This is a genomic window from Vibrio sinus, from assembly GCF_023634645.1.
Taxonomy (GTDB): Bacteria; Pseudomonadota; Gammaproteobacteria; order Enterobacterales; family Vibrionaceae; genus Vibrio; species Vibrio sinus.
In genome coordinates this window covers 112502-132633 of record NZ_JAMKMR010000009.1, presented here as the reverse complement: position 1 = coordinate 132633, position 20132 = coordinate 112502, and the positions used below count along the sequence as shown (strand labels likewise).

General features: G+C 44.2%; 17 protein-coding genes. 7 read left to right on the top strand and 10 right to left on the bottom strand.

All coding sequences use genetic code 11. From position 1 onward, the window contains the following. Window position 1: 1 nt before the first annotated feature. Window positions 2–1567, bottom strand: a complete 1566-nt coding sequence (locus tag M9194_RS11360) for an anthranilate synthase component 1 (RefSeq protein WP_250612759.1) — start codon at window positions 1565–1567, stop codon at window positions 2–4. A gap of 161 nt (window positions 1568–1728) precedes the next feature. Next, window positions 1729–1842 carry a tryptophan operon leader peptide gene (trpL2, locus tag M9194_RS21875; RefSeq protein ID WP_489686867.1) on the bottom strand — a complete coding sequence of 38 codons (114 nt, stop codon included), beginning with the start codon at window positions 1840–1842 and terminating at the stop codon, window positions 1729–1731. 84 nt (window positions 1843–1926) lie between these two features. Here trpL2 and rnm point away from each other — a divergent pair, with 84 nt between their 5' ends. The 4 genes from rnm to M9194_RS11340 all read left to right on the top strand — a co-directional run bounded on the left by rnm (window position 1927) and on the right by M9194_RS11340 (window position 6322). Further along, on the top strand, window positions 1927–2775 hold the full coding sequence (rnm, locus tag M9194_RS11355; protein ID WP_250612758.1) for an RNase RNM: 849 nt from the start codon (window positions 1927–1929) through the stop codon (window positions 2773–2775). 42 nt (window positions 2776–2817) lie between these two features. After that, window positions 2818–3438, top strand: coding sequence for an L-threonylcarbamoyladenylate synthase (locus M9194_RS11350; protein WP_250612757.1), 621 nt, complete (start codon window positions 2818–2820; stop codon window positions 3436–3438). A gap of 116 nt (window positions 3439–3554) precedes the next feature. After that, window positions 3555–4463 (top strand): 23S rRNA pseudouridine(2605) synthase RluB, encoded by a 909-nt coding sequence (rluB, locus tag M9194_RS11345; RefSeq protein WP_250612756.1) that lies wholly within the window; start codon window positions 3555–3557, stop codon window positions 4461–4463. Window positions 4464–4711: 248 nt separating this feature from the next. After that, window positions 4712–6322, top strand: a complete 1611-nt coding sequence (locus M9194_RS11340; protein WP_250612755.1) for a sensor domain-containing diguanylate cyclase — start codon at window positions 4712–4714, stop codon at window positions 6320–6322. 52 nt (window positions 6323–6374) lie between these two features. Here the strand turns inward: M9194_RS11340 and hmuQ are convergent, their stop codons facing one another. The 4 genes from hmuQ to trxB all read right to left on the bottom strand — a co-directional run bounded on the left by hmuQ (window position 6375) and on the right by trxB (window position 11378). Then, entirely contained in the window at window positions 6375–6677 is a 303-nt protein-coding gene (hmuQ, locus tag M9194_RS11335) for a heme-degrading protein HmuQ (protein ID WP_250612754.1), read from the bottom strand. A 75-nt stretch (window positions 6678–6752) separates the two neighbouring features. After that, window positions 6753–8474, bottom strand: coding sequence for a heme ABC transporter ATP-binding protein/permease CydC (gene cydC, locus M9194_RS11330; RefSeq protein ID WP_250612753.1), 1722 nt, complete (start codon window positions 8472–8474; stop codon window positions 6753–6755). Then, on the bottom strand, window positions 8467–10254 hold the full coding sequence (cydD, locus tag M9194_RS11325; protein WP_250612752.1) for a heme ABC transporter permease/ATP-binding protein CydD: 1788 nt from the start codon (window positions 10252–10254) through the stop codon (window positions 8467–8469). Before cydD ends, cydC begins: the two co-directional genes overlap by 8 nt. 173 nt (window positions 10255–10427) lie before the next feature. After that, window positions 10428–11378 (bottom strand): thioredoxin-disulfide reductase, encoded by a 951-nt coding sequence (trxB, locus tag M9194_RS11320; RefSeq protein WP_250612751.1) that lies wholly within the window; start codon window positions 11376–11378, stop codon window positions 10428–10430. A gap of 244 nt (window positions 11379–11622) precedes the next feature. Between trxB and M9194_RS11315 the strand changes: the two genes are divergently transcribed. Next, window positions 11623–12990, top strand: a complete 1368-nt coding sequence (locus M9194_RS11315; protein WP_250612750.1) for a YopT-type cysteine protease domain-containing protein — start codon at window positions 11623–11625, stop codon at window positions 12988–12990. 202 nt (window positions 12991–13192) lie between these two features. Here the strand turns inward: M9194_RS11315 and M9194_RS11310 are convergent, their stop codons facing one another. The 4 genes from M9194_RS11310 to M9194_RS11295 all read right to left on the bottom strand — a co-directional run bounded on the left by M9194_RS11310 (window position 13193) and on the right by M9194_RS11295 (window position 16908). Then, window positions 13193–14017, bottom strand: a complete 825-nt coding sequence (locus M9194_RS11310) for a DUF2797 domain-containing protein (protein ID WP_250612749.1) — start codon at window positions 14015–14017, stop codon at window positions 13193–13195. Between the two features lie 62 nt (window positions 14018–14079). After that, window positions 14080–14838 carry a SanA/YdcF family protein gene (locus M9194_RS11305; RefSeq protein ID WP_431769405.1) on the bottom strand — a complete coding sequence of 253 codons (759 nt, stop codon included), beginning with the start codon at window positions 14836–14838 and terminating at the stop codon, window positions 14080–14082. Beyond that, window positions 14811–15134, bottom strand: coding sequence for a DUF3392 domain-containing protein (locus tag M9194_RS11300; RefSeq protein ID WP_250612748.1), 324 nt, complete (start codon window positions 15132–15134; stop codon window positions 14811–14813). Before M9194_RS11300 ends, M9194_RS11305 begins: the two co-directional genes overlap by 28 nt. 85 nt (window positions 15135–15219) lie before the next feature. After that, complete coding sequence (locus M9194_RS11295) at window positions 15220–16908, bottom strand: NAD-dependent malic enzyme (RefSeq protein WP_250612747.1); 1689 nt, start codon at window positions 16906–16908, stop codon at window positions 15220–15222. A gap of 178 nt (window positions 16909–17086) precedes the next feature. Between M9194_RS11295 and M9194_RS11290 the strand changes: the two genes are divergently transcribed. Both M9194_RS11290 and M9194_RS11285 read left to right on the top strand, forming a co-directional pair. Beyond that, on the top strand, window positions 17087–19426 hold the full coding sequence (locus tag M9194_RS11290; protein ID WP_250612746.1) for a DEAD/DEAH box helicase: 2340 nt from the start codon (window positions 17087–17089) through the stop codon (window positions 19424–19426). 217 nt (window positions 19427–19643) lie between these two features. After that, window positions 19644–20036 (top strand): transporter, encoded by a 393-nt coding sequence (locus M9194_RS11285; protein WP_250612745.1) that lies wholly within the window; start codon window positions 19644–19646, stop codon window positions 20034–20036. Window positions 20037–20132: the final 96 nt, after the last annotated feature.

The following is a 20132-nucleotide window of genomic DNA, read 5'->3' as shown; positions in this document are numbered from 1 at the left end:
TCTACTCCTGATGGGCAGTTTTAATTGCGCTGATAACGGCCTGAGCTTTGCCTCTGGTTTCGTCGGCTTCAGCTTGTGGGTCTGAGTCAAATACGACCCCTGCACCTGCCTGTACTTGGGCGATACCATTTTCGACATAGGCTGAGCGAATGACAATACAAGTGTCTAACGAGCCCTCTCCAGTTAAATAGCCTACAGCGCCGCCATAACTGCCACGACGAGCTTTTTCGGTATCACGTATCAATTGCATGGCGCGAATTTTAGGTGCGCCAGTCAGTGTGCCCATGTTCATGCTCGCTTGGTAAGCGTGCAGGGCGTCTAAATCTTCACGCAGTTGGCCAACGACACGCGAAACCAAATGCATAACATGGCTGTAGCGAGCGACTTTAAGTAAGTCAGCAAGGTGGCGGGTGCCGGGTTTTGAAATTCTTGCCACGTCGTTACGAGCAAGATCAACCAGCATCATATGTTCCGCGTTTTCTTTCTTATCGGTACGAAGCTCAAGTTCGATACGGCCATCTAAGTCCAAATCAATGTCGCCATTCGCATACTTACCGCGGCGGCGCGTTCCTGCGATGGGGTAAATTTCCACTTGGTTACTTGACGTTTCATATTTCAGCGCGCTTTCTGGAGAAGCACCGAACAAGGTAAACAGCTCATCTTGCATGTAGAACATGTAAGGGCTGGGGTTTTGCTTCTTCAGTTCTTTATAGGCGACAAGTGGAGACGGACAAGGCAATAAGAATCGGCGTGAAGGCACAACTTGGAAAATGTCCCCTTTGATCACGTATTGTTTGAGATCTTGTACTGATTGGCAAAACTCTTCATCAGAGACATTGGTCGTGACATCGACACGACTTAGCTTTTGCGCTTGTGGCAAAGATTGGATTGAGGCACATTGCTGATTGATTTGCTCCATACGTTGGGTGATTTGTGAACGAATAGAGGGCTCATCAGTAAACATACTGGCTTGCAAGCGGCTAGTTTGAGTTTGGTGATCGATGATGAGAAGTGTTTCTGCTACATAAAAGACGTAGTCAGGGCAGTGGTTGTCAGCAGGGACTTGGCCAATACCTTCAAAATTTGCGACCAAATCATAGGCAAATAGCCCACCTAAGAAAACGGCGTGTTTGTCTTTTCCTTCCAGGTTGAAACTGTGCTGCACCAGTCTCAATGCATCAAAAGAAGAAGCTTGACGTAGACGAGAATCTTCATCCAGCTGGCTCGCAGGTTGGGTGAATTGCAACGCCAATTGGTTGCCCGATAGTTTGCTGGAAACAGCGTCGCCTACGTTCAACTTCAAACGCTCAATAAGCTTTTGTCCATTTTCACTCAGGGCGGAAAAGGTAACCTTTTCACCATGGCAAACAATGCGAACGGCAGAGTCGACTAGTAGTAGGCTTTGTAAGTCTTCTTTTGAGTCGACTTCGGCAGACTCAAGTAGAAGACTGTCAGTTTTGTTATGACAAATCGTGTAAAACAAGCTAGTAGGATCTTGAGAGTATGGTACTGGTGTACTGATGACTTCAATCTCACCCAAGCTTTTAATCGTAATGGCCTCGTTCACAAGACCTCCTCATCATATTTGTATCTGTTGGACATATTCGCACACTATGCTGCTGTACCAAACCGTATGGAGTAACAATTTTGTTTTATGCTGTTGTACGAATCGTATAAAAACTAAAAAGCCCGCTAAACAAAGCGGGCTAGGGGTAAATTTCTAATCAGTTAGAAGCATACGTCGACCCGCTCGGAGTGTACCCAAGTACGCCACCAAGAAGCGCTATTGGTGCCTTGAGTGCGATCAATAAGTTTCGACTTGTTGTGAGTTTCTTGTAACATATGGCGCTTGCTGCTTCGACTAAGTTTAATGTTGTACTAGTTAACTAGTACGAGGCTCAAATGTCAACTAAAAAAAGCTAATTTATGAAAATTGATTTGCACAGTCATACCACTGCATCAGATGGCCAATTGCCGCCTAGTGCTCTTATTGATAGAGCCATTGAGTTTGGTATAGAAGTTATTGCCATTACCGACCATGATACTTTCGAAGGGTTGGCTTGTGCCCATCGTCATGTTGAAAACAACCAACTGCCGATTCGTGTTATTAATGGCATCGAAATTTCGACGGTTTGGCAGAATAAAGATATCCATATTGTCGGATTGAATGTCGATCCGCAGTGCAAGCAACTTAACCAATTGATAGAAGAACAAAAAGCTCGTCGAGTTTCGAGAGCAGAGCTGATTGCTGAGCGTTTACAAAAAGCAACGGGTGAGAGCGATGTGTTATCTCAAGTGAAAAACATTGCGCAAGATGCGCCTGTTACTCGTGCTCATTTCGCTAGGTGGCTAGTGGAACAAGGGCATGCGAAAAGTATGCAGCAAGTGTTTAAAAAGTTTCTTACCAGAAATAATCCGGGTTATGTGCCGCCGAGTTGGTGTTCAATGGGGGAAGCAATCAGCGCGATACATGCAGCCGGAGGGCAGGCAGTGCTTGCTCACCCAGGGCGATATAAACTGACGACCAAATGGGTCAAGCGCTTGATTCAAGCCTTTGTTGAACAATCTGGTGACGCTATGGAAGTTGCTCAGCCCCAGCAAGCCCCACAAGAAAGGCGCAATTTGGCCGACTATGCTATACAATACAACCTATTAGCCTCTCAAGGCAGCGATTTTCATTATCCATCACCTTGGATGGAGTTAGGCAGAAATCTGTGGTTACCCTCTGGAGTGGAACCCGTTTGGAAAGATTGGGGATTAAGCTTGCAAAGCTAGTCCCAAACAACAGAGTCATTGACTCGATAACGAGGAATAATAATGAGTCAGTTTTTTTACATTCATCCTGAAAACCCTCAAGCGCGCCTGATCAGTCAAGCTGTTGCTATCGTCAGAAATGGTGGTGTGGTCGTCTACCCGACCGATTCAGGTTACGCACTGGGTTGCCAGTTGGAAAACAAACAGGCGCTAGAAAGAATCTGTCAAATTCGACGTCTAGATGACAAGCACAATTTCACCTTGTTGTGTCGCGATTTATCAGAACTTTCGTTGTATGCAAGGGTCGACAACACCGCGTTTCGATTACTTAAAAACAACACACCAGGCCCATATACCTTTATTTTTAAAGGGACAAAAGAAGTGCCACGTCGGTTGATGAACTCCCGTCGTAAGACCATCGGTATTCGTGTTCCAGACAATAAAATTGCGTTGGAGTTGCTTGAGGCTTTGGGTGAGCCATTGATGTCGACATCACTGATTCTACCGGGGAACGAGCATACTGAATCTGATCCTGAAGATATCCGCGACAAGCTAGAACATGCCGTGGATTGTATCCTAAATGGTGGCTACTTAGGTGAGCAACCAACGACCGTGGTAGATTTTAGCGAAGAAGAACCCGTCATTGCTCGGGTGGGATCAGGGGACGTCACGCCCTTCCAATAGTTTCGCTACAATAAAATGAGATGATTTTATATCAGTAATTTGACATAATGCGCGACTGCGTTTTTTTGCGCAGTTCTATTCGACGTCTGTGAAGACGACAACTATTAGGTAAGCCAATGAGCGAAAAGTTACAGAAAGTGTTAGCGCGTGCCGGATATGGCTCTCGTCGGGAGTTAGAAGCGTTAATTAAAGCAGGCCGAGTCAGTGTAAACGGCGTTGTTGCCAAACTGGGTGAGCGCCTTGAAGATGAAAATGCAAATGTAAGAATTGATGGGCACCACGTTTCCACCAAAACTTCCGAAGATGTCATTTGTCGAGTGTTGGCGTATTACAAGCCTGAAGGTGAGTTATGTACTCGTCATGATCCAGAAGGTCGACGTACAGTTTTTGACCGTTTACCTAAAATTCGTGGCTCTCGCTGGATTTCTGTTGGTCGTCTTGATGCCAATACCTCAGGATTACTTTTGTTTACCACAGACGGTGAACTGGCGAATCGACTCATGCACCCAAGTCGCCAAGTAGAGCGGGAATACCTTGTTCGAGTGTTTGGTGAAGTCACTGAGCAAAAGGTAAAAAATCTAGTTAAAGGTGTTGAGCTAGAAGATGGTATGGCTCGCTTCGAAGACGTGGTTTACGCTGGCGGTGAAGGGATGAACCATACTTTTTATGTTGCGATAAATGAAGGGCGTAACCGTGAGGTTCGTCGCCTATGGGAATCTCAAGACACGACAGTCAGCCGTCTTAAGCGAGTTCGTTACGGTGATATCTATCTAGATAAAAAGCTGCCACGAGGTGGTTGGATGGAGTTGACACTTAAAGAGGTCAACTACTTACGTGAGCTAGTTGAGCTCAAGCCTGAGAAAAATACGCTAATCGAACAATCTAAAGACAATACGTCAAGAAAAAGAGAGCGTTCTCGTAGCCAGAAAATTCGCCGAGCGGTGAAGCGTCATGAAGAGAGAGTGAGCACACCTAAAGGTAGAGGTGGAAATCAGTCGAAGCGTAAACCAGGGCGAAGTCGTTAAATTCTTTACTTCAGGATATTGAGAAGGCCATGTATCTTACTTAAGATTCATGGCCTTTTTTAATCTTTCTATAAATTGGACCACCCACATCACTCTGATTCCTGCGTCTTGAAGTCACTCGAGTATATATTTGTTTGTTATTAATGACATTTTTAATATTGTCTTTGAAAGGTTAGGCTTTTCAAATCGTTAACCAGTGATATTGTGCTACGGTTTATATAGCTATTAATAAAACTAACAGTAGTATTTTGACTTTAAAACATCGCATTATTTACTTGCCTTTAGTGGTTGTCTTTATCATCAGTGCACTGAACCTGTTTATCGTTGACCGTCAACTAGATAAAGAGCTCAATTCAAGGGTAAAAACGGAGTTAGGTTGGCTAGCTAAGTCTGCGATGGTGACGTTAAGTGAGATTACAGCCCCCTTAACAATAAAAAATATTGATCCGGTAGCAAAAAGGCTTAGTAGCGCATCGGATGCTCGGATTACTTTTATCGATGCCGCCGGTGTGGTGACGGGTGACTCTCAAGTTCCTTATGATTCTATTGCGCAGGTGGATAATCATGCTTATCGCCCCGAAATTTTAGAAGCCAAACAATCCGGAGTTGGTTTTGCTACTCGTTATAGTGACACGATAGAAAAAGAGTTCACTTACGTTGCGGTATATCAACAGTTCATGCATGGCAATGAAAGCGTCGGTTACTTTGCAAGGGCTTCTCTACCTGAAGACACGGTGAAACATGAGCTCATGCAGTTAAGGCAGGCACTGATCGTCGTTTTAGCAATGAGTACGCTTGCTCTTGTTGTGTTGAGCTTTTTCAGTTCACGTTGGATCGCAATGTCAGTGGAAGAAGACAGAACCAAGCTACGCGAGAAAATTGATTCGGGTGTTAGGGACATCGAACTCCTATACGAATTAGACTCAATTTTAGGATCGTGTTCAGAGATATCTGAGGCCTCTAATGTAGTGAAGCAAATTGTTCCCCAGCTGTTGCCTAATGCTACTGGTGCCGTGTCAGTTTACAAGTCATCGAGAAATCGTTTAGAAACCAAGATCTTTTGGGGACGAAAATGGCAAGAAAAAACAAGTTTTTTGCCCGATCAGTGCTGGGCACTACGAAAAGGCCATGCGCATCGCTCTAACCACAATGGCACACAGCTTTATTGCGATCACTTCTCGACCATTCAATCGGAATCTGCCGAGGCCTCGACAGTTTGCGTCCCCCTCGTTGCGCTTGGGGAGGCAATCGGTGTAATGCATTGTGTGAGCAAGAACTTCAATGAAAATGAACTTCTGCTGGTAGAATCAATAGCCAAACGTATTGGTCTTGCTTTAGCGAATATAAACCTAAGATATCATTTGAAACAGCAAGCCATTAGCGACGTATTGACTGGCCTCTACAACCGACGTTATTTATATGAATCTCTTGAGCAACTTGTCGCGAGGGCGAAAAGGAACCAGACCAAGATTGGTATACTGATGGGCGATATTGACCATTTTAAAAACTTTAACGATGAATACGGTCATGACGCTGGAGACACAGTGTTGCAGGCGGTATCAGAAGTGATGTTAGAAATGACCCGAGGTGGTGATATTGTTTGTCGATATGGAGGGGAAGAGTTTTGCATTGCTCTACCAGATAGCGATCTAGAAAGATCGGTACTGGTTGCCGAAAAAATTCGTAAAAGTATCGAAAGTGTGGACGTTAATATTGGCCTTAAAAATCCCGTATCCGTCAGCATGTCTATTGGTGTTTCTGTCTATTCCAGTGACAATCAATCAATAACAGAAGTGATATCTATAGCGGACAGGCAGCTTTACATAGCGAAATCTGATGGCCGAAATTGTGTACGTTAAACACAATGCACTTCTTGGTGTAGAAGTGCATGGACAATGGTTGTATCTCAGGCTACAGACAGGCTTCGAAACCTTCAAAATTTGGTGACGTTAAGTACATATCTTTGCTACTACGTGCGCCAGCGTGGGCTTTTCTAAAGGCTTCTGAGCGAGTCCAATTTTCAAAATCTTCTTTGCTTCCCCAGATCGAGTGAGACACAAAAAGTGAATACTCTTCATTGCTTGGCCCTCTAAGCATATTAAACTCTTTGAACCCTGGAACTGTATCTAAATAAGAGTCGCGATTTCTCCATACTTCGAGGAAATCCTCTTCATGACCAGGACGAATTTTGAATCGATTCATAGCGATATACATACATTTCTCCAAGCTAAATACCCATGTAGAAAGGGCGCATATAAAAAAGGCCGACAAAGTCGGCCTTAAACAGTATTAAATAGATTGCGTGAGCTGATGGTAGCGACCGCCGCGCGCAATTAACTGATCATGGGAGCCGTGTTCAACAACTTCACCTTGCTCAATTAAACATATCGCATCCATATTGGCTAGGTTTACAAGCCGGTGTGTAATGAATACCACGGTTTTATCTTGATAATGTGATTCAAGCAAACCCATGATTTGTTTTTCGGTACTCTTATCTAGCCCTTCAGTTGGCTCATCTAAGAGTAGAATCGGTGCGTTATGTAAAATGGCGCGTGCAATGCCAATACGACGTTTCTCACCACCAGAGAGCTGACGTCCACCATCTCCCAGCCAGGCATCTAGGCCCTTGTCTTCTAGCAGCTTTTCCAAACCCACTTCGGTCAGTGTTTTGGCAATTCGTTCATCAGAAGCTTCTGGATCTGCCATCAATAGGTTGTCTCGTAATGTTCCATTGAGAACATCAACACGTTGACTGACAACACTAACGCTCTGGCGTAGTTGGCTTTCGTTCCAAGCTGTCAGCGGTTTACCAGCTATAGAAACACTGCCAGATTGTGGGTCCCAGTAGCGAGAGAGCAATTGCAACAGGGTTGATTTTCCTGAACCTGTTTGGCCAAGAATGGCCACTTTTTGTTTTGCACCAATCGTGAGATCGACATTACGCAGAACTTTGTTTTCGCTATCTGGGTAGCTGAAATCTACGTTTGAAAAATCAATAGAGAAGGTGTTGTTTAGCTCGTTCTTCTCTTTTGCGAAGACGACATCTGGTTCAGCGAGAATCACGTCATTCAATCGACGTGCTGAGGTCAACGTTTGGCCCAAGTATTGGAACGCGCCAGCGATAGGCATCAGCATTTCAAAACTGGCCATGGTGGCAAATGCCATCAGCGCAATCATTGGGCCAGGAGGTTGGCCAGCGACACCATCGGCTGAGAGCCAAATCATCAGTACTAATGTCCAACCATTCGCCAGCATCAATAGCGCCTGTGCCAAACCTGCTAGGTGGGCATTGATATATTGATTGGTAAGCAGCTTGGTTTGGGCGTTAAATATCGCTTCTCTATAGCGGCTCTCTGCACCGAAAATAGTGAGCTCGCTGTAACCTTCTAACCAGTCTAGAGTCGCAATACGTAACTTCGCTTTGTTGGTCGTTAACGTTTCACCATTACGTTTACCGAGTTTGTAAAATAGAACTGGCCAAATGAGCAGTAGCACTAACAGTATTGCGCCCAGTATCAAACCTAGACGCTGGTCAAAGTAACATAGGAAGAAGGTTAGGGAGATAATACCGATAATGCCGACTACGATAGGACTGATAAGTCGCAAATAGACATGATCCATCGCATCGATATCAGCGACCAAACGGTTGAGCAGATCTCCATCACGTAGGTTAGATACTCGTCCAGGAATTAATGGTGTTAGCTTTTGAAAAAAGAAGATACGTAGATCGGTAAGAAGCTTAAAGGTGGCATTGTGGCTAACCACACGCTCTCCCCAACGGCCAGCAGTACGACCAATAGCAAAGCCACGAACAAAGCCCGCAGGCAACATATAGTTGAACGTTTTTCTTGCTATAGACAATCCGGCAATGGCAGCCGCGGATAAAAACCAACCCGATAGAGTAAGTAATCCAATTGAACAAATTAGGGTTACAAAGGCAAGAATCATCCCAAGAGACAAGCCAAACCAATGCTTCTTATACAGTTTTAAATAAGGGAGCAAATCACGCATCTAAATTCCCCTTGTTGGCTTGAGCTTGTTGAAGGTTAGATTTCAGCATGTCGCTAAACAGACCATCTTGGTTAGATAGAGCAGCATAATCGCCAGATTGAACCAGCTTGCCGTCTTGCAAAACCAAAATTTGTTCAACGTCTTTTAATGGTGCAAGTTGGTGAGTCACCATTAAGGTCGTCTTGCCTTTAATTTGATTATTGAGGCCCTCGACGACTAAGCGTTCACTTCTTGCGTCTAAGCTGGCGGTGGGTTCATCCAATAGCCAGAAGTGGCCGTTTTGAATCATTGCGCGAGCTAACGCTAAGCGCTGTGCCTGTCCGACCGATAGGCCACCAGAACGGTCAGAGATGGAATAGTCCAAACCGTGTTGCTCGACGAACTCTTCCGCGAATGAATCTTCAAGAGCTTGAGATATTGCGCTATCTTCAATGCCTTGTTTGCCTAATGTAATGTTGTCTTTGATAGAACCGTGTAACAAGAGAGGGTTTTGTCCCACCCAGCTAATTTGCTTACGCCAGCTGGCATGGTCGATATCACGTAGTTCAATACCATTCATTTTTAAGCTGCCTTTATAGGGCATAAAGCCTAAAATTGCGTTGATCAAACTTGTTTTACCCGCTCCACTTGGGCCAACCAGTGCCGACGTCTTATTGTTATCGATACTAAACGAGATAGGACCAACCAAATGTGTACCATCTGGGCTGTAAACGCTCAGATCATTGGCTTCAATGCGAATACCGGTTTCATTAGACAGGTCATGAGTACCAGATTGGACTTCACTGACATCAGTTTCAAGGAACTCCACAATACTTTCAGCCGCACCGATAGCTTGTTGTTTGGCATGATAGAAGGTACCCAAATCACGAAGCGGTTGGTAAAACTCTGGTGCCAAGATTAATACAAACAACCCAGATAGAAGCGAGATTGCTACGCCATAGTGACCAAAATTCAATTCGCCTATATAACTAAAGCCGAAGTAAACCGCGGTAATCGCAATGGACAAAGAGGTGAAAAATTCCAATACAGCAGAGGACAGGAAAGCGATTCGCAACACATCCATGGTGCGAGTACGAAATACTTCTGATGCCCCTTTCATGACTTCAGTTTCCGCGCCAGCACGATCAAACAAGCGTATAGTAGTCATGGCTTGTAGGCGGTCGTAGAAATGGCCTGATAAGCGCTGCAACGCTTTGAAGTTCTTGCGGTTTGCTTCTGCCGCTTTCATGCCGACAAGCGCCATGAATAATGGAACGAGTGGGGCAGTAATCAAGAAGATGATGCCAGCAGCCCAGTTCACTGGGAACACGACCACCAGGATGATAAATGGAATCATCACTGACAAGGACATTTGTGGCAGATAGCGAGCAAAGAAGTCTTGCATGTCTTCGACTTGCTCGAGTAACAAGGTCGCCCAAGAACCAGCCGGTTTACCTTTAATATAGGCGGGACCGAGTTCACGTAACTTTTCTAGTATTTGTTGCCTAATATAGACACGAATTTGTTCTCCACAGCGATAACCTGCTATTTCTTTACCCCATGCGCAGATCGCCCGAAGTGCGATAGTGGCGGCTAGGCCTATAAAATAGGGGATCAGATCAGACTTATCGACATGCTTGATGATGAGGTGATCGAGGATCGTCGCAAGTAGAGCAGCTTGCGCGAGTAAAAATATACTTGATACGACACCGAGTCCAACAGCAATCATAAGCCAGCGTTTTGCTAACTTACTTTGTTGCTTGAGCCAGGCATTCAAGCTACGTCTTTTAGTTTTATCCATTTCGATGGCTTAATGGTAGTTATGACATGTGACAGGCTGGGCATTATACAAAAGTTAGCCCAATGGTAATACCATTGAGCCAGCTCGATTGTAGACAAAAATGAAAAATCAATTTACCAATTGTTAGGACGTGTTGACCTCAAAAGGTCTACGCGCCCTAACAATTATTGATTTTAGAGGCTGTCTAAAAAGCGCTCTGCATCGAGTGCAGCCATACAACCTGTCCCAGCAGAGGTAATGGCTTGGCGGTAGGTATGATCCATCACATCACCTGCTGCGAATACACCTTTCACGCTAGTTTGTGTGGCGTTACCAGCAAGACCAGACTGAACAATGATGTAGCCATCTTTCATCTCGACTTGGCCTTTGAAGATATCAGTATTAGGTTGATGACCGATAGCAATAAAGACGCCCATGACATCTAGAGTTTCGGTGTTATCCGATTGCGTGTCTTTAATTCTAACCCCAGAGACGCCGACGTCATCGCCTAATACTTCATCAAGCGTTCGGTCAGTGTGCAACACGATACTTCCGCTTTCCACTTTTTCCATTAGACGTTTCATTAGGATTTTTTCTGCCCTGAACCCGTCTCTGCGGTGGATAAGGTGAACTTCAGAGGCGATATTAGATAAATACAACGCTTCTTCCACCGCGGTATTGCCTCCACCCACTACCGCTACTTTTTGGTTGCGGTAGAAAAAACCATCGCAAGTGGCGCAGGCGGAGACGCCGCGACCTTGAAACGCTTGCTCTGATTCCAGTCCTAAGTATTTAGCTGAGGCGCCGGTCGAGATAATCAAAGCATCACAAGTGTACTCTTGACTGTCACCTTTTAGCGTAAAGGGTCGCTGGGACAAGTCCACTTCATTAATATGATCAAACACGATTTCAGTTTCAAAGCGCTCGGCGTGCTCTTTCATACGTTCCATCAGAGCCGGGCCCGTAAGCCCTTCCGCGTCACCAGGCCAGTTTTCGACATCAGTTGTAGTAGTTAATTGGCCACCTTGTTGAATCCCAGTGACGAGCACAGGGTTCAAATTTGCGCGAGCTGCATATACAGCCGCCGTATAACCAGCAGGCCCTGAACCTAGGATAAGTAATTGACAATGTTTTACGTCGCTCATGCGATCTCCAATTCGTAACGGCACATTTTCTGGTTTTGATTGTAGGGAAATTCGTGGGTTAGTTAAAGAGAAATTGGTGATGTTAAGCGTCTCTAGCTTGGAGTAATTAGCGAATGGGGTTTTGTAAAATGAACTCTAACCTATTTATTCTTAAGGGGTTTTAACTTATTCCGATGTGCTGAGAGTGAATGCCGCTATATTCCGTACTTCTAAGCGAGTCAGATCCATATTGAAAGGTAGTTTTATGTCAAAGTTTAAAGAAGTAGCCCTGCAATTTGCTGGTAAAGCCATAAGCTGGAAGCAAGATAATTTTTTGGTCAGTGGCCAAGTATTTGGTAAGGGCGGTATCTGTATGCCTTTGGCTTTAAAATGGATTTCATGCCGAACGTTTGATCCAATCAAGCGATTTGGACCAGAAATGAAAACGGACGATGCTAGAGAAGAAGTGATGTTCCTGAAATCTGAGCAGCATAAAAAAACGTCGAACAATATTATGCGAGAGTACTTGTCATGCTTCGGTTTGCAACATGAAGTATCCCATGAGCTTAAGGGGAGGCTCGATTTAGTTAAGGTTTTGCAACTGTTATCGCGCAAGCCTGGGTACTATGTTTTGGGACTTACCAATAAAGGTGCAATGATAAGCAAAAGCCTACAAGGCCATGCTTTTGCCATCGATAGCTATAAATTCCGATTTTTTGACCCAAATTATGGTCAAGTCAACTTTCAAAGTAAGCAAAACATGTGTGCGTTTATTCGTGAGTGGATAATTATTGAGTATAGCGACTTGTCAGGAGAGAGTAGCCTAGATGGCTTTTTCTCACCCAATAAGAAGGGAAGTATAGGTTCTTCTGTTGGATATGGGCCTGCTGTAACAAATAGTTCAAAGAGTCGTGGGCTACCACCTCCACCACCATCTACCAGCCCTGAGCTGAGCCCAATAGCATCACATCCAGAGGGACTTCCTAAGTTCAAGCAAAGGCGTTATCCAGTAAAGATGATGTCAGCTCTGCCTGCAATAACTGACATTAATCTTAAAATGGAATATATCGATGACCTAATAAAGTTTCTTTCCCGGTTAGCCCCTTCGGCTAATAAAAAACAGAGTTCTATTTTCTCCAGACGTAGTGCTAGCTTGTCAAGCAAGAAAAACGAAACCTTGATCTCACTGATAGACTTTTTGCAGTTAATACGGCAACAAAAATATGACATTAAAATAAGCAAATTAGTTAACCTTTTTCAATGTGCCCTCAAAGTACTAACCTTAGTAAGAAACAAATCAAGGCCTAAAATGTCAGCAAAATCTGAAATGAGCGTACATATCCCTAAAAGCTTAGATTTACTTTTCGCGCTGCCACTTTCATCGCACAGAGAGTATCGTTTTGAAGATATCGATAGCATGAGTCTTGATATGATAAGAGAGGCAAAAAGCCTACCTGAGGAGAACAAAAAAAAGAAAATTAGGATTATGAAGGCAATATTAGGAACAGAAGAGCTAGGTATGGTATATGAAAAGAGCTACCATAACTCAGTATATGCCGCCATTGAATATATAATACAGAGCACTAGCAAAGAACTGAATGGAGCTAACCATAGCAAGTCTTCTATTTGTTAGGATTCTATAAATTGCCGATAATTTCCCTTATCTATCATCAAGATTATAGCTTTGGGTGCCACTAAATTCGCCCCAAAGGGAGAGTTGATAAAGCTTCACTGTGTCGTTAGGGGGCCAACCTAGAACCGCCATGCGTCGAGATGAGAGGGGCGCTGCCCAACTCATCTCAATGGTTAGAAGCCATAGCAATAGTTAATATTCGCTATACACTCACTTCCACTTCATAAGAGGTAAATTTTCGAATGTTGATAACGCCAGTATCCAAGATTAGATATTGCCCTTTAATGCCTTGAAGTGTACCTGCGACGAGAGGGTTCTTATCAAAATTATGTGAGGTGATTTTACTTGGATGCTGCTCAACTGGGTAAGAGATTTGGGTAATGTGGTCCGTGAGGTGGACGATAGAGTCATCACCAAATTGCTGTTTGATTGCTTGTACTTTATCTTCCACTAATGGCAGCAGTCGAGCAGCTTCCTTTTCGAGCGGCAGTGGGTCGCCGTCTCCTTTGAGTAGCGCTCGCCAGTTGGTTTTATCGGCAATGTGCTTGGCTATTTCTACTTCTATCAAACCTGAAATTTGACGTGTTTTCACTTTGAAAATAGGCAGGCCTTGCGTGGCGCCTTGATCAATCCAGCGTGTGGGAATTTGCGTATGCCTTGTAATACCCACTTTTAGGTTTGAGGTATTAGATAGATAGACAAAGTGATCAACCATACAATTCTCTTCGCCCCATTGCGGCTCTCGGCATGTGCCTTGATCATAATGACAAGTTTCTGGTTTCATGATGCACATGTCGCAGCTGGCGAGCTTTTTCATACAGACGAAACAGTGACCTTGAGAATAGCTTTTTTTGGTCTTTTTTCCACATGAGCAACAATAGATATTACCCGTGTGCAGCAAAGAAATAGGTTTGCCGATATATTGATTCAAGCTGACAAGCTCTTCACCGACAGGAAGCTGATATTGAACGCATTCGTCTAGGGTTGAACGCATTTTTTTAAGTGTACCGGATGCGATTTTTAACATGACATTACTCTGTAATTATTTTAATTAGTGATAAGCGCAGTATATATTATTGGAAGCGCTTTTTAGTTTGCACTGGGCTTGATGCTGGGGTGTGCTTCTTGGCTTTCAGAATGGATTATTGGCTCTTTTGGGCCAAGAAACTTGGGTTGAGTGTGAGTGATATATAAGTCTAAGAATGCCTTGGCGCGCGCGAAGAACTCTCTAATTTGAATAGATAAATCTTCACTTTTAGATGGGCCAGGCACGGCTAAACATTGAGCATTGATGTTAAAGTGTTTAGCGATATAAATGGCGCGTTCACAGTGGAATTTTTGCGAGATAATCAAAAAATGGTCGGTTTCAAAGATCTTTTTGGCGCGGACGATGGAATCTAGGGTACGAAACCCTGCGTAGTCTAGAAAAATATGACTATCTGGCACACCCGCTTTCAATAAATCACGCTTCATTGTCCACGGTTCGTTGTATGAACGATGAGCATTATCACCGCTGAGAAGAAAGTTGCTTACTTTTCCTTCTTTATATAAACGAATAGCGGCTGAAATTCGATGTGTGTAATAGTCATTTAATGTGCGCCCTAAATATTTGCTCGTTCCAAGCACCACAGCCACGTTATAGTGTGGCACTTGGCTATCTTTGGTCATGATGGAGTTTTGCGCTTGGAAAGAAACCCATCGGTCTAAGGTAAAAATGGCGAGAAGGCCAATCATGGCTGCCAGAACAAGGTAGCCTAGTAATTCGGCACACTTTTTTAAAGGTGTGTCTTTGACTGTCAATTTACCTATCAAGCGTCTCACTAGATTTGACGATTCCTTTGCGCCCAGACTCCAACAGCGATAAAGCACAGCATAATCACACTAAACATGACACCGGCCTGCATTTGTCTGAAGGTATGGGCTAAATATGGTGTGGCTTTCACAATGATTAAACCGTAACCAAAAGCGTTAATCAATACAAAGACTAATGTTCTAAATATGAAATGTTGGCTGCGCATTGCTTTGCGGAAAAATCCGTTAATTTCGTTACCGAGTAAGACAAGAATGCAAGCGATAAGTGCGGTTGAAATTTCAAATAGATACGGGCTAAGGGCTTTCCCCATAGGGGCTAATAAATCGAACATATGGAATGAGTTACATTTTAATAACTAAGCGAGTAAATTGGGCCAATCAATACTGGCCCAAATGAATGACAGAGTTCAATGAGCCTTAGAACGCTGTTCGCTTATAGCGACGATAAACGGGTTGCCAGAAATGACGCTCAATCGCGGACTCTAAAGCTTCGTCAGTAATTTCCAAAGCAACACCTTGTTCGATGGCTTTTTTGGCAACGGCAAACGCAATTTTCTTCGATACTGAGTGGATAGATTCGAGTGGCGGCAGCAGAGAACCGTGTCCGTCGATGGCTAATGGAGAACATTCTGCCAAAGCTCGGCTCGATTCCATTAACATTTCATCGGTGACTCGCTTTGCATTGACGGCTAGAACGCCGAGCCCGATTCCTGGGAAAATATAGCTGTTGTTACACTGTGCAATTGGGTAGGTTTTACCTTCATGTGATACAGGATCAAACGGGCTACCTGTCGCTACTAATGCTTCGCCATTGGTCCAACGAATGATGTCATGCGGCGTCGCTTCTACTCGGCTCGTCGGGTTTGAAAGAGGGAAGATGATCGGGCGAGGGCAATGCTTGTGCATTTCCTGAATGATCTCTTTGCTAAATAGCCCAGGCGCACCGGATACACCAATCAAGATCGTTGGCTTGGCGTTTGTCATGACGTCTTGTAACGAATACCCATTGCCGTCGCTTTGCCAATCCTTTGTATCAGAGTGTTTTTGCACAAGCTTTTGCTGGAATTCCAGAAGGTTTGGCATGCCTTCTTGGAGCAAGCCCCAACGATCGACCATGTAAACTTGTGAACGTGCTTGTTCGTCTGAGATTCCTTCTGCAACCATTTGTGCGATGATGGCTTCGGCGATGCCGCAACCAGCAGAGCCAGCGCCTAAGAACGCAATGCGTTGCTCAGATAATTGGCTACCCGCGGCCTTACAAGCTGCAAGTAGTGAGCCTACAGTGACCGCCGCTGTGCCTTGGATATCGTCGTTAAAGCAGCATACTCTGTCTTTATAGCGCTCTAGCAGAGGCATGGCGTTTTTCTGTGCGAAGTCTTCAAACTGGATAAGTACGTCAGGCCAGCGTCTGAGTACCGCCTGAATAAACTCTTCGACAAAATCGTTGTATTCTTCCCCAGTAATACGAGCGTGTCTCGAACCCATGTACATAGGGTCGGCGAGTCTTTGCGGGTTGTTTGTTCCTACATCAAGCACGACTGGCAGGGTATAAGCTGGACTGATACCACCACAGGCAGTGTAAAGTGCCAACTTACCAATAGGAATGCCCATACCGCCAATTCCTTGGTCACCAAGGCCAAGGATTCGCTCACCATCAGTCACTACGATCACTTTTACTTGTTGGTTCGTAGAGTTGTTGATCAGATCGTCTATACGGTCCCGGTTTGAGTAAGAGATGAAAAGCCCACGCCCACGACGGTAAATATTTGAGAAATTCTCACAGGCAGCACCAACAGTTGGCGTATAGATAATCGGCATCATTTCAGAAATATGGTTTTGAACCAGCCGATAAAACAGAGTTTCGTTTGTATCTTGGATGTTGCGTAGATAAACGTGCTTATCCATATCATTTTCAAAATTTTGATATTGCAGGTAAGCGCGTTCAGCTTGCTCTTCGATCGTTTCGGTCGTTTCTGGGAGTAAACCTTCAAGGTTAAACTCCATACGCTCTGAAGCAGTGAAGCCGCTGCCTTTGTTTAATAGCGGGGAGCTGAGGAGAGCTGGGCCAGCAAAAGGTAAATATAGAGGGCGTTTATCGTTGTTCATCTCTAGCCTATTGTAGGGGTGGAAGGAATCTCGCAAATAATAGGGATTACTTAGTTTGATGTAAATAGTTATTCAAGCTTTATAACCGTATACCGACATTAAGCTGAATAAGCGTTCGTCACTACATAGTATATACGCGTATACTAGGATTCAAATTATATTCATTTCAAATTGTCTCATGCTTTCTCTACCTATTGACTCGCTCGAAACGTGCTTTAAAACCGCTATAAAATCTGATCATCTCGTTGTTGAAGCGGAAACGGGATCCGGGAAATCGACGCGGCTTCCAGTTTGGGCTTCACAATATGGTCGGGTATTGGTGATTGAGCCGCGTAGAATCGCGTGCACTTCGCTTGCAGAATTTATTGCTGCTAGCCTGCAGCAGCAATTGGGAAAGGATGTGGGCTATGCCATTAAGCTAGAAAACCGATTCAATGACCAGAGCAATATAGTGTTCGTGACCCCTGGAGTGGCGTTACGCTGGTTTTCAGAGAATCAATTGCAAGACTTTGACGTGATAATGATTGATGAATTCCATGAACGTCGCTGGGATACAGATCTCTTAATGGCGATGTTGAAGCGCCATGATCAACATCGTGTCATCGTCACATCCGCGACAATGGAAAGCGAGAAGCTGCAGAATTATGTCGGAGCTAAGCGCCTCGCTAGTCAAGGGCGCAATTTCTTTGTCGATATTCAATACCGTTGCAATGAAACTCATCAATTGCCTTCCAGTTTCCGATTGGAGCAAAACGTAAAATCTGCCATCGAATCCGTACAAACTGACGGAGATCTATTGGTCTTTTTACCCGGAAGAAAGGAGATTACGCAATGTCTTTCGGTGTTGAAAGGTTTGCAAGACACGATTGTGGTTCCTCTTCATGCTTCGGTAAGCGAAAAACACAAGCAAATTGCGCTGAATCAACAGAGCCAAAAGAAAGTTGTGCTCGCAACCAATGTTGCGGAAACCTCTTTAACCATTCCAAACATCACCGCAGTTATTGACAGTGGTTTAGAGCGACGCACGATACAACGAAATGGTCGCACGACTTTAGTGTTAACCCATATATCTAAGGCCAGTGCTAAGCAGAGAGCTGGCCGAGCAGGCCGTGTGGCGGATGGTGTATGTATTCGTCTTTATGGGCAGTACGCAGCACTAGAGGCGATGACGCCACCTCAATTGCAACGAGAAGATTTAACGGAACCCATGCTCAACGCAGCAGCGTGTGGCTATATTTTAGCGAAGCTGGATTGGCTAGATCTTATACCAGAGAAATCACTGTTAATTGCACAAGAGAAGCTGGCCCTTATGGAGGCCATAGATGAACACGGCCAGATAACCAATCATGGAAAGACGCTGGCTCAACTTCCTATTGACTCTCTCTATGCTGATCTTGTTACTCGAATTAAGAAGCGCTCACTTAAAGAGGCCATGATTGATCTAACCGCTGCGATATCTGTTCCTGCATCATTGTATCGTTTGTCTGGTGATGTGGACTCCGTTGAAGCGCTTAAGTTAAGTGAGCCGTTAGGTTGTGACGCTGCGTTATTGATCAAATTAGTGAGAGGCCAATCCATTGCAGGGGTAGAAGTTGACAAAGAGGTATTAAGAGAAGCTAAGGGCTTAGCCAAGCAAATGCGAGAGTTATTCGAACTTCCAGAGTTAGAGGTCGCGTCTGCGTTTGATAGAGCATCTTTGATCGAAGAAATCGCGTGTCTTCACCCTGAATTGGTTTATGTAAGGCGGGAAAAGCGCAGAGAGTCACTGGCCAACGGAATGGGTGAGATTAACCTCGGTCGCCACTCTAGGGTATTGTCCGATACTGAGGCTGTTTTAGTGCTGGATTTTCATAGTTTACCCGGCAGGGGAGTCAAGCAGACGTTAAGCATTGCAACCGTCATTATGCCCGTTGAGTTAACCCTGTTAGAAAAGTTAGGGTTGGGAGAATGGCGACAAGGAGAAAGTGTTGTTCAAGATCATGTGAGCTATAGCCAATTAGAATTGGTGTACGCTGGTCGAGTTATCGCGTCTAGACAAGTGGAAGCGAAGGGCAGTTACGCGTTAAAGCCGATGCTTGATGCTGTCGTATCGGAAGAGCTGTTGCCTGGATTGGCTAAGGAAATCTCCACTCAGATTGCGTATTGGAAGTTGTACGTTGAACTTGGACTAAGTGACGTTAAAGATCACGGCAATATAACCTTTGAAAGTTGGTTTGTTGAACAACTGTCTTCGTTAGGATTAGAGTCGATTGATGATTTGCAATTATTTTCTGTGGACGACTTTCAATTTGATGGCATTCCGTATTGGGAATACACACAGTTTGCCCAATTGTATCCTTTTAGTTTGTCGTTAGGTGATATCAACCTTGATGTAGAATACAGGACAGGTAAAAAGCTGGTATACGTTGTATATCGTGATGGTTTACGAAAAACTCCACCAAAACGTTGGGAACTACCCAGATGGCAGGGCTGGAGAGTTCAGTTTAAAAAAGCCAGCCGTATACTTGATATTCGGTAATCCACGTCGATGCCAAGATTGAGTCTAATTGTCAATTTGTTACCTTTTCAATGAAAAGGTAAAGGGGAATGTTTACATCTTGTTAAAACATGGGCTTTTATATACCGAGACGACACGCATTAACCATTATAAAATAACCTTTTTTTATAACCTATTGATATATGCCTTCTGTTAGACAATAGTGACTTTTGATATTTTCTATTTGTCGGGAGGCTAAATGGCTCAAAATGAACTCAATTGTGTGGAGTTTGACTATGCTTCATTCCTTGGGGCCTCGTGTGACAAAGAATGGACTTTTTTAGAAGCAGTCAATGTGAGTGTTTCCAACTTTCGCAATGTGGGCATGGGAAACAAGGACGTGGTGGATATTTCACCTCAAGAAAGGCTCTGGAAAGCTGCGTTAAATGCGTTGTCTACTGGGTATAGTGATGAGTCGAACTTGATTGCACTTTGCTCGATAGCAAAATCGGAAAACATCGCTGTTTTTAAGCTCATCATGCCGTATCCACTCAACTCCGCTCAAATTCAATCTATAACGCAGTCCAGTGGTGCTGAGATCTGTGTGCTTGAAAATGATATACAAGACGAGTTTTTGATCAACGTTCACTAGGACGTGGGTATAATTACTTAATTTTCATAGTACTTTGGTCAACATATCCAGCGAATGTTGTAGTGTTTTCCATTGCATTTGATACTCTACAAATAA